This is a genomic window from Candidatus Harpocratesius sp., assembly GCF_054039255.1.
Window position 1 is genome coordinate 26021 of sequence record NZ_JBPLBG010000025.1, and the last position, 12428, is coordinate 38448.

At 39.5% G+C, this 12428-nt stretch carries 6 protein-coding genes and 1 CRISPR repeat array; all 6 genes read left to right on the forward strand.

The window, feature by feature from the left end:
* Positions 1-129 precede the first annotated feature (129 nt).
* The 6 genes from casB to cas2e all read left to right on the forward strand — a co-directional run bounded on the left by casB (position 130) and on the right by cas2e (position 6665).
* Positions 130-831 carry a type I-E CRISPR-associated protein Cse2/CasB gene (gene casB / locus ACXLDF_RS04920; protein ID WP_457557383.1) on the forward strand — a complete coding sequence of 234 codons (702 nt, stop codon included), beginning with the start codon at positions 130-132 and terminating at the stop codon, positions 829-831.
* Between the two features lie 253 nt (positions 832-1084).
* Positions 1085-2242, forward strand: a complete 1158-nt coding sequence (cas7e, locus tag ACXLDF_RS04925; RefSeq protein WP_457557384.1) for a type I-E CRISPR-associated protein Cas7/Cse4/CasC — start codon at positions 1085-1087, stop codon at positions 2240-2242.
* Positions 2235-2987: a type I-E CRISPR-associated protein Cas5/CasD gene (gene cas5e / locus ACXLDF_RS04930; protein WP_457557385.1), complete on the forward strand. Its 753-nt coding sequence runs from the start codon at positions 2235-2237 to the stop codon at positions 2985-2987. Before cas7e ends, cas5e begins: the two co-directional genes overlap by 8 nt.
* Position 2988: 1 nt before the next feature.
* Entirely contained in the window at positions 2989-3849 is an 861-nt protein-coding gene (cas6e, locus tag ACXLDF_RS04935) for a type I-E CRISPR-associated protein Cas6/Cse3/CasE (RefSeq protein WP_457557386.1), read from the forward strand.
* A gap of 648 nt (positions 3850-4497) precedes the next feature.
* Complete coding sequence (cas1e, locus tag ACXLDF_RS04940; protein ID WP_457557387.1) at positions 4498-5481, forward strand: type I-E CRISPR-associated endonuclease Cas1e; 984 nt, start codon at positions 4498-4500, stop codon at positions 5479-5481.
* 14 nt (positions 5482-5495) lie between these two features.
* Positions 5496-6665, forward strand: a complete 1170-nt coding sequence (cas2e, locus tag ACXLDF_RS04945; RefSeq protein ID WP_457557388.1) for a type I-E CRISPR-associated endoribonuclease Cas2e — start codon at positions 5496-5498, stop codon at positions 6663-6665.
* Between the two features lie 195 nt (positions 6666-6860).
* Positions 6861-12197: a CRISPR direct-repeat array (repeat unit 29 nt; unit sequence ATTCTCCCCACGCATGTGGGGGTGTACCA).
* Positions 12198-12428 lie beyond the last annotated feature (231 nt).

Genomic DNA, 12428 nt, shown 5'->3' on the forward strand with positions numbered 1-12428 from the left:
AAATAGTGTAGATTAGTCTTAAGTCAAATGAAATTGTCACAAAATAGAATTGACACAAAATAGAATTGACAGAAAGTAAATAATATTTCCAAAGTCAAATTATTTTTTATAAAGAAAAGGAGAAAGAAAATGGAAAATCTGAAAAATTTTCAATCTACATCCCCCAATTCGGACAATTCTGATGCTGAAAAAATGGAAAAAACTGAAAAAACAGATGAAATTAATGGAAAAATTTCAAAAGAAAGGAACCATCAAAAAACTGAAATTTTTCACCATTTTTTAACAGCATTACAAGAATTGGAAAAAACCGATAGGGGTCAATATGCTGCATTAAAACGGGCATCAGGAACTGTTTTGGGTGATTCAATTCCTGCAATGGCCGCGTTTTACAAAATTTTGCCGTTTTCTGAGCAAAATAGCCGACTAGAGCCAATATATTATTTAATCGCTACACTTTTTCCCCTTCAACCTCAAGCAGGAATGGGTAATTTTGGTGATACAATGGCTCAAACAAAGAAAGAATTTGGTGATTCTGGGAGTATTGATTTAAGATTTCAAAACCTACTGGATTGCTCGCTGGATTCCAGCTCATTTGACCCAGTATTTGGTAATCTAGATTCATTTCGGGAATTTTCATATCGTTTGCGACAATGCGTCAATTTAGCCGCCAGTAAACAAGTTGGAATATCTTGGTATAATCTTTTAACTGATCTTTATTTTTGGAGCCGAGATTATTCTAATAATCGATCTGTTCAAAAAAGCTGGGCACGCGCTTATTATGGTGCATCACAATCTTCAGTATCTTCAAGTTCTTCCTCATCAAGTAAATAAAAGGAAATGAAAGCTAAAAATTAATGATTTTTTTAAAAAAAAAGAAACAACAATATCAGTAAATACAATTATTCATAAAAAATAAGAACGAAATAGATAAAACACACAAAAAAAAAAGAAAGAAAAAGATAAAACACACAAAAAAAAAAGAAAGAAAAAAAGAAAAAAGAAAGAAAAAAAGAAAAAAGAAAGAAACGAAATAAACGAAATAAACAAAAAAAACAAAAAAAAGAAAAAATAGAATGTGAAAACGATGTTAGTAGAAATCCATATGTTGCACAATTATGCTCCCAATAATCTCAATCGAGATGATACAGGGAGCCCCAAACGCTGTAATTTCGGGGGATATCCTCGAGCTCGCTTGTCGAGTCAAAGTTTGAAATATGCCATCCGAAAATCACCTATATTCAAGGAGGCAATGAAGGAAGCAGGTATGGGTATACGCACCCGCCATTTACCAGAGAAAATAAAAGAGAAACTTCTTGAACGAGGCATCTCTGAAGAATTTGCAGTTGAAGCTGCAAAAAAAGCCACAGGATTTGGAAATAAGGACGCAAAAGAGACAACAGATTTTAAAACCAAGCAAATAATGTTCTTCTCACAAGCAGATATTGAGAAAGTAACTGATATTATGGAAAAAGCAATAAAGTCCAGTAAAGATGTTGCCGCATTTAAGAAAAAAAAGGCTAAAGATCTCCAAAACGAAATTAAAAAAATTGGAGTTATCCCTATTACCCCTGATATTTCACTTTTTGGGCGAATGATCACTTCTGAGGCTTTTGTGGATAAGGAAGCATCAATGCAAGTTGCTCATGCCATATCCACTAATAAAATTTTCAACGAATTTGATTTCTTCACAGCAGTTGATGACTTACAACATCGCGGTGGAGAAATGGAGGATCAAGGTTCTGCAATGATGGGAGATATTGAATTTAATTCATCGTGCTTCTATAAGTATTTCTCCTTTGATACAGAGCAATTTATATCCAATTTCGAAGAAGGAAAAAATGAAGAAGTAAAAAAGTTGATGGTTAAAACAATTGAAGCATTTTTAAAAGCCGCTATATTTACATCTCCATCTGGTAAACAGAATACATTCGCAGCACATCAATTACCTGCACTGGTAGCTGTTGTGATTCGGTCTATGAAATGTCCAGTCAGTTTTGCCAATGCATTCGTCTCACCTGCTTCTCCATTTGGTAAGAAGGATTTAGAAGAAGTTTCGGTTGAAAAATTAATTGAACACATAAATACCCTTTCAAAGCGATTCAATCTCGAAGCCGCTCATCAGTATTGGTTTGAAGGTCGTGATTTTAATAATATTGATCCATCTATTCCTGAAGGTTTCGAAAAGAAAGAAAGTATTAACGATTTAATCAAAGCATTAACGACCGCTTTACAAGGTGATTAAAATTACTGGGCAAAACCCCCTTTTGTTAGTCATGCGGTTAGAAGGACCGCTCCAATCGTGGGGGCTCGAATCTCGATGGGATATGCGAGATACTGGAACGGAACCTTCTAAAAGCGGAATTGTTGGGTTAATCGGTTGTGCATTAGGTATTCCTCGATTTGATCCTGAGTTGGAAAAATTATCAACTCATCTACTGATGGGTGTGCGAACAGAAAATGCAGGTGCAATAATACGTGATTTTCAAACAATTACAGGAAAAGTATTACTGGCAAATGGCAAAGAAAAAAAAGAAAACAATACAATTCTATCCCCAAAAATGTACTTGGAGGATGCTTCCTTTTTGGTGGTGCTACAAGGGGATGGAAATCTATTAAAGAAAATTGCAGCTGCACTTCAATCGCCCCATTGGCAGCTTTATTTAGGGCGTAAATGTTGTGTGCCGACTCGTCCACTTTTTGAAACTTTAACTCGGGATTATGCATCCATCGATGATGCCATTGCCCGTATTCCATGGGAACCTCGGTCATACTTCCCATCTCACCTTTTTAAGGCTAAAGATCCGCGCCAAAATCCACCAGCATTACTTCGGTGTGTGCTTGAAGATCTTTCAGGAAAAGAAATACGGTATGATGAGATCACTTCTCAACCGAGTCGCATGTATCGGGTGCGTAGAGTAAAGGTAAAATATGTCCAGAATCCTGGAATTGCCTCAACACAAGATGGTATTTCTTCGGAGGTTGGATAAGATGATGTATCTCTCTCGTTTATTTCTTAATCCGAGAAACCCCAAAGTGCGTCGTGATTTGGGTAACTGTCATGATATGCACAGGACTATCATGCAAGCATTCAAGCAACAATACTCAGAATCTGCCCGTTCTAATCTGCAGGTTTTATATTATTTGGAAGCTTCGAAAAGAGAAAATTTTCCAATGTTATTAGTGCAATCATCTGAAAAACCCAATTGGAGTCATTTAAAATCACAGTATGTTGTAAATTTCACTAATGGGAATCCATCTGAAAGTAATCCTGCTGTAGCTGTCAAACAAATTGATTATAATTCCTTCGAATTCAAATCTGGCCAACGATTTCATTTTCGATTGAAAGCAAATGTAACCAAAAAAGTCGGTACAACGAGCAAAAAAGATCGATTGAAAGGAAAAAAATCAAATGGGCACCGTCAACCTCTTTATAAGGAAGAAGATCAGATCAAATGGCTAATTAGGAAGGCAGAGAATAATGGCTTTCAAATCCAAGAAGTTCAATTAAAGAAAAATCTCTATCATCCAGACCGCTTTTCTATTGAACAAATTTTCTCCCAAATACCACAATCTGATGAAACAAAAAATAATTCTGAGGAGTATGAAGTAGATCTAAGTAAAATCAATGCAATCGGTATGCCAGAGGGAAAATTTGCTGGATATAAAGTAATTGGAAAAAAGTCTGAGGCTTCGCATAGTAAAAAACAAAAACGGAGTAAAATGACCTTCTTCTCAGTTATTTTTGACGGTATTTTAATCATCACAGATCCTGAGATATTTATAAACTCATTAAAGAAAGGGATTGGACCTGCTAAGGCTTATGGCTTCGGTCTTTTGATGATTTCTTAATTTTTTGATTTTATGATTTTTTGATTTTATGATTTTTTGATTTTTTGATTTTATGATTTTTTGATTTTATTTTTATTAATCATTTTTTATATGTTATTTTTACTTAACATTTTTTAATTTCAATTCTTAAAATCTTCTTCTCTATAATCAATTCATTATCCAAATCCTTGATTCATTCAGTGCAGTATCATAAATATCGATAAGATAATAAAGGAATTATATAGAAATTGAGTTGTTCTGTTATTCTGTTTTTGTCGTAAAAATTGGTGTTTTTGCGAGCTAATAAAAATTATAAAAAATTAATTTCGTCTCTATTTTTAAAAAGACTTTTTTAAAATTCTCTTTAGTAAAAGTTGTTCATTTGATCAAACAGTCTTTCCTAATCTTTCTCACTACTAACATACTGGCTACAGTCTATAATTTACAATTTCTAAATTCCAATTTCCAAATTACAAATTCCAGTTTCCCATTCATTGTTCACATTCTCCATTCTCTTATACACCAAACACGATGAAAATTGAAAAATACTGCAGAATTTACAACAAATAATAAAAACAAATAATAAAAACAAATAACAAAAACTAATAATAAAAACTAATATCTACAAATAAAAAATAACAAACAAAAAACTTCCATGAGGAAAATAAAATGCCCCAAAATTTAAGAACACTTCCGAAATTCCGTGATGGTCTTTCATATTTATATGTCGAACACTGTAAAATTGAACAAGATGCAAAGGCTATCGCAGTTTTTGATAGATTTGGAAAAACACCCATTCCATGTGCAAATCTCTCTCTACTTTTCCTTGGTCCAGGAACTGCTATTTCACATTCCGCAATTCAATCTTTGGCCAGAAATGGTACCCTTGTTTGTTGGCTTGGAGAACATGGTGTCCGCTTTTATGCATTGGGAGTTGGAGAAACACGATCAGCAAAACACATTATTCATCAGGCAAAACTTGTTTCTGATAAAAAATTACGCACAGAAGTTGTAAGAAGAATGTATATGCTCCGATTTAAAGAATCTCTCCCTCTTGATATGACAATCAAGCAAATGCGAGGAAAAGAAGGTGCAAGAATGCGAACAATCTATAAAGAAGCAGCAAAGAATGCAGGATTGGAGTGGAAAGGTCGAAAATATAATCCTAAATCGTGGGATGATGGAGACCCACTTAACAGAGCTCTTTCTATTGCAAACTCTTGTTTATATGGGCTTTGTCATGCTGCCATCGTATCAGCTGGGTATTCGCCTGCTTTGGGATTTATTCATACTGGACAACAACTATCATTTGTTTTTGATATAGGTGACCTCTATAAGGGCGAATTGATAATTCCCATGGTATTTCAAATGGTAGCTGAAAACCCCTTAAATCTTGAGCAACGAATTCGCATTGCTTGCCGTGATCTATTTTATCAAACACACTTAATTGAACGAATTCTTCCAGATATAGATATCATACTTGATATAACCAATAATAATAAAAATAATGAATTTTCGGATATTCCATCACTCCTTTCTGATCTAAAGATAGATACAGGTGAAGCAGTAGCTGGAGATCTATGGGATCCTGATGAAGGTCTGATTTCGGGCGGTGTCAATTACAATCAGATAAATATCTCAAAGAATAAATAAAGGAGTCGTTTATCTTGGCAAAATTATCCGTTTTAATTACAGAAAAATTCCCTTCAAGTTTACGAGGCGAAATTACACGCTGGATGATTGAAATTAAATCAGGCGTCTTTATAGGAACTTTATCAAAATTGGTGCGGGAACTCCTTTGGGAAAAACTCGAAAAAAGTAACCTTAAAGGGGGTGCCATCTTCATCGAACCTGCAGCCAATGAACAAAAATATAAAATTAAAACTTTTGGTAATTTCAGCCGAACTCCACGTAATTTTGAAGGAATCAATCTAATGACTATCCCATCTACATCTTCTGATCCTTCATCAACTAAAAAGTCTTCAAATGCATTTAATCCTTTTACATATTTTGCTAATCGCTTGGATATTAAACCCAGTATGGCATCTAAAATTACATGGAATGTCCCAAAAAAATTACCTCCAAATTTTGTTATCCGCACATTCAGCCTCCGTTTAGAAAAAGATCAATTTTTTTCCAACTATGCCGCTCAATCGAGTTATTTTGAATATCCTCCTGAACGTGTTTGGAGTCCCTCAGAAATCAAAGAAATTCAATTTATATGTGAGATGTGCCTAGATTCATGGAATCTCCACATGAAATCCAATCCTGAAGAGATATCTGATAAGATTTTAAGTTTTTGCTTAGAAACAACTGATTATAAGCCAAAAGCAACAGAAGGATATGTAGACGTGGTTGGGCTATGTTATCTTTATCATTCATCTGAAACCCAATGTCCAACTTTAGTTTTTCAACAAGGGTTTAATATGACTCGACAGCGCACAAATGCTGCTGCACTTCTATTTCACTTTTGGAGAAACTTTCAAAATATTTCGCATTTGGTTGTAGTAGATCAAACAAAGAATCTCTCACAATTTTCCTTATTAGTAAAGGAAAATAAATTGACATCTCCTGATTTTCCGCATGTTATCGATATTTCAGAACGATTTCCAAGCATTGAGGAGATTATTGAGCGATTTAATAAATTAAAAAATCATAATTTAACTAAACAATATTCATCCAAGTATTCTGAGTACTATCAACTTTTTAAAGGTGACACTACAACTCAAATTCATAAGAATATCATTCCAATTGGTAGATACAATCTTTTAAAGATAGTTTTAGGATTATTTTTATATTTGCATGAAAAAGATGAATTTGATATTACTCCAGTTTAATTACTAAAATAAATTGTCATTCCGTTTTTTATCTCCTAATAATCTTTATTTTAATGATAAATGAGTAATTTTTAATCTTAATGTATTTAAGGTTGGAATTCCTTAGAGTATTATAGGCAATGGAGATGGAAATCACTTAAAAAATCTATCATTCAATAATTTATCCGAAATTAGAAATTGGTAAAAAAAATTAGTATTCTCCCCACGCATGTGGGGGTGTACCGGTTCGGCGTGGTTGAGATTCAAATCCATTTTCATTCTCCCCACGCATGTGGGGGTGTACCATGGATTGAGTATTGTAATGGTGAATATATCATATTCTCCCCACGCATGTGGGGGTGTACCATATGCTATATTATGCATATAATATTTAATATTATTCTCCCCACGCATGTGGGGGTGTACCAGAAGATTTAGAAGCATATACGATAATCCCCTCATTCTCCCCACGCATGTGGGGGTGTACCATGATGAGGGAAAGCATTGGAAACGTGGAAAAGATTCTCCCCACGCATGTGGGGGTGTACCAAGATCAGGCATTCATAGATCACCTATATTTCTATTCTCCCCACGCATGTGGGGGTGTACCATATACATCACGATCCTGAAGGATCTCAGCAATATTCTCCCCACGCATGTGGGGGTGTACCATATAGATGTGATGAATCTTTCACTGCATTTGTATTCTCCCCACGCATGTGGGGGTGTACCTACAGCCCGGAGTAATCTAAAGTGTTTAAGAAAATTCTCCCCACGCATGTGGGGGTGTACCTGGGATGGTCCTGCCTTCTCAAAACCCACCCGTATTCTCCCCACGCATGTGGGGGTGTACCATCCCACCTGAACCGCAATGGGATCAAGTGGGAATTCTCCCCACGCATGTGGGGGTGTACCAAACGCATGTGAAAAAATTCAAAGAATTTAAAAATTCTCCCCACGCATGTGGGGGTGTACCATGTTTTGAGAAATTCTTCACCAACTGCATTCCATTCTCCCCACGCATGTGGGGGTGTACCACAATATAAAAGAAGTTTACTTAAAAAAACCTAATTCTCCCCACGCATGTGGGGGTGTACCACCCTATGGAAAATGCCCAAAGCGGCTTGGGCAATTCTCCCCACGCATGTGGGGGTGTACCAATTGATCCCACGCGTATTTGTAGTTTGTCATCATTCTCCCCACGCATGTGGGGGTGTACCGTTTACTTTTAGATTATATGTATACCTTTAACAATTCTCCCCACGCATGTGGGGGTGTACCAGGCGCATGGTCTGGCGCCTCAGGTGAATCTGAATTCTCCCCACGCATGTGGGGGTGTACCGCTTCACGTAAATTAAGCTGAATGGGGTCATCAATTCTCCCCACGCATGTGGGGGTGTACCATGTTGTTTGTTGAAACATTAAAGGAGGAAGGAAATTCTCCCCACGCATGTGGGGGTGTACCGCCAAAATGCAAAAATTAAAGTGAAAAAACTCGATTCTCCCCACGCATGTGGGGGTGTACCACCCATGTCGAATGTCCTCCCTCCCCCCACAGGATTCTCCCCACGCATGTGGGGGTGTACCACCATCCTGAATTGTATTATGATGTTGAAAGTTATTCTCCCCACGCATGTGGGGGTGTACCAATGAAGATACTAAAAAAATTGCAGAGTTTCTTATTCTCCCCACGCATGTGGGGGTGTACCAGGGCTTGTCGTAATTCCATAATTTGATTATTTATTCTCCCCACGCATGTGGGGGTGTACCAGGTCTGGTTTGAAATGGTCTTTTCCATATCTCATTCTCCCCACGCATGTGGGGGTGTACCGATGCCCCGATTGTTATTAGAGATGGACATAAAATTCTCCCCACGCATGTGGGGGTGTACCATAAAAATTAATTTTTTTTATCACCCATTAACTATTCTCCCCACGCATGTGGGGGTGTACCATTACTCTACTTCCAGAGCAAATTGGGAGGAGTATTCTCCCCACGCATGTGGGGGTGTACCACTTCACAAACTTTAATACCTGTTTCATATTCAATTCTCCCCACGCATGTGGGGGTGTACCAGAAACTCTTCAATATTACAAAATCCTTACATGATTCTCCCCACGCATGTGGGGGTGTACCATTTTTCAATCAAGAATTTCTGGTTGGTGATACATTCTCCCCACGCATGTGGGGGTGTACCAAGGAAGAGTTAAAATACTCAATCTCTTAGCAACATTCTCCCCACGCATGTGGGGGTGTACCGAAACCGGTTTTAAGGCATTAATTAGAGGAAACATTCTCCCCACGCATGTGGGGGTGTACCACAATTGAATTATTAAGGGAAGAGTTCAGTGATATTCTCCCCACGCATGTGGGGGTGTACCATTTGGAAGCAGTTCTTTATTTGTCTGGTTTAAATTCTCCCCACGCATGTGGGGGTGTACCATGTTTTTGCGACTTCATCGCTGGAAGGAGATTATTCTCCCCACGCATGTGGGGGTGTACCAAAATATAAGTCTCTGTTTTTTAAGATTCCGGCATTCTCCCCACGCATGTGGGGGTGTACCACCCAACCAAAGCTTTCGTTAACTGGCTATATCATTCTCCCCACGCATGTGGGGGTGTACCATAACTCATGCCTTCTCCTGGCTAAGATTATAAATTCTCCCCACGCATGTGGGGGTGTACCACCGGTCGAACTCCGCAAATTTATACCTATCCTATTCTCCCCACGCATGTGGGGGTGTACCAACCTCGATTATTATAAAAATAAAAAATAATTTATTCTCCCCACGCATGTGGGGGTGTACCATATATGTAGAACTGTATGTAGATATGTAGACATTCTCCCCACGCATGTGGGGGTGTACCGTCAACTCGTTTAACTCGTTGGTTATGCCGTAAATTCTCCCCACGCATGTGGGGGTGTACCAGAACCTTCTAATAATTATAATTTTTCAATATGATTCTCCCCACACATGTGGGGGTGTACCACTTTTACATATTCTAAGGGGGTACAGTACAATATTCTCCCCACGCATGTGGGGGTGTACCATCCTGATATGAACAATCCCCTCATCCAAAAAAATTCTCCCCACGCATGTGGGGGTGTACCAGTATCGGTAGATTCAACTAAATGGACACAACCATTCTCCCCACGCATGTGGGGGTGTACCGAACCCGGCTCGGGTGCTTGGCGCCCATCCACTATTCTCCCCACGCATGTGGGGGTGTACCACGATTTTAGATGATAGGACAACAATAACTCTTATTCTCCCCACGCATGTGGGGGTGTACCAGAATGGGAAAAGGAGATTGCTCAGTTTTCCCGATTCTCCCCACGCATGTGGGGGTGTACCATCCCACCTGAACCGCAATGGGATCAAGTGGGAATTCTCCCCACGCATGTGGGGGTGTACCATTGGAGGTTTTTTGCATTTTCCAACAATTTTAATTCTCCCCACGCATGTGGGGGTGTACCAAATGTAGTTGGTTTGTTATTTTTGTGTTTATAATTCTCCCCACGCATGTGGGGGTGTACCTGTTTGATTCATGATTTTTCACTTCTAATATACATTCTCCCCACGCATGTGGGGGTGTACCAGAATCTATATGGAAACACCAGGGGTGATCTACATTCTCCCCACGCATGTGGGGGTGTACCAATGGTTGTTAAAAAATGAGAGACCCGAAAAGAATTCTCCCCACGCATGTGGGGGTGTACCATTGTGACATATATCTTTAACACGATTGAATGTATTCTCCCCACGCATGTGGGGGTGTACCATATGGGTAAAGTTTCCAAAAAAAATTTCCTCAATTCTCCCCACGCATGTGGGGGTGTACCACTTATGATAATATGCTCCAGATTGCCTGTTATATTCTCCCCACGCATGTGGGGGTGTACCATCGGAGTGTTGAAGTTGAATTCCTTCCTGAACATTCTCCCCACGCATGTGGGGGTGTACCATCGGTCATGTTTACTGGCTGAAAGGATCATCTATTCTCCCCACGCATGTGGGGGTGTACCAACGTGATTAAGGCCTTAGAGGCAACATACGTCATTCTCCCCACGCATGTGGGGGTGTACCATTTGGGTAGGAAGCGGAAAGAACGGTAAAACAATTCTCCCCACGCATGTGGGGGTGTACCGAAGGAGCGATGGCAGAACCGGAGGCCTAAGCAATTCTCCCCACGCATGTGGGGGTGTACCAAGTGCTCCAAGCAGTAATGGAGCACTACGAACATTCTCCCCACGCATGTGGGGGTGTACCCAGATTGGACAGATTCACAGGATAAGTCGAGTTATTCTCCCCACGCATGTGGGGGTGTACCATGACCAGAGAACAGTGGGCTCAGACCTTTGCGATTCTCCCCACGCATGTGGGGGTGTACCGAATTCAAAAAGAAAAGATTTAAATATTGAAATATTCTCCCCACGCATGTGGGGGTGTACCAGCGCATGATTCAGAAGATAAGGAGTTGGATATATTCTCCCCACGCATGTGGGGGTGTACCACCGCAGGAACTGTAAATAGTATAAGTTATGATATTCTCCCCACGCATGTGGGGGTGTACCATTATCAAATGAGATCAGACACGCCGCTTCAATATTCTCCCCACGCATGTGGGGGTGTACCACGGAATGCTAATACCTAGATGAAGCCCTACACATTCTCCCCACGCATGTGGGGGTGTACCATTCGAGCGCCGTTTGGAATGAATCCCGTTGTAATTCTCCCCACGCATGTGGGGGTGTACCAAAACCTTTATATTTGTGGGGTGCTGATTTTAAATTCTCCCCACGCATGTGGGGGTGTACCATATGGATGGAGTCGAATACAGAAGCGCTGTGTATTCTCCCCACGCATGTGGGGGTGTACCATAACTTACCAAATGGTACAAGTTTGGGTTTTAATTCTCCCCACGCATGTGGGGGTGTACCATGCAAAATTTGGCATTTTAGCGCATATCATTGATTCTCCCCACGCATGTGGGGGTGTACCGATACATTTCTGTTGCATAACTTATTGATTCCCATTCTCCCCACGCATGTGGGGGTGTACCTTTAGTAGCAAGATCATCCGCTAATGCCTTAGCATTCTCCCCACGCATGTGGGGGTGTACCATTTACGGCTTCATAAGTCTTGGAATCATAATAATTCTCCCCACGCATGTGGGGGTGTACCATTTATATAATTTTTATCAAAAAATGTTAAAAAATTCTCCCCACGCATGTGGGGGTGTACCAGGATGTATCCGAATGTATTTGATCATTATATTATTCTCCCCACGCATGTGGGGGTGTACCACTGCGTCTATGTACATCAGTTTTAAAGTATCTATTCTCCCCACGCATGTGGGGGTGTACCGCGTGATAGTTTTGGGGTTTTTAAGGCTACGGAATTCTCCCCACGCATGTGGGGGTGTACCATGAAGGGTGTGTCTACAACACCAGCAATCCATATTCTCCCCACGCATGTGGGGGTGTACCATAGAGGAAGTGATTAAAATTTTAAATTTTAAAATTCTCCCCAGGCATGTAGGGCTATACCATTGATATCGTTTATCCCCTTTTTTTTAAGAGTTCTCAATGAAATAACTTTTTTTGCATTTTCCTCGTCCTTCACCAGATTTTGATAAAATTAAAGCAGTTTATAAATTAATAGTCTGAGTAAATTCATCCACAAGCCAATCGCGATATTCTTGGAACGTCATTTGATGATTCGGGTAGATTTGATCCCGTTCAATTTGCCAGAAGTTAAAGAGTAAATATTTACCCATTTC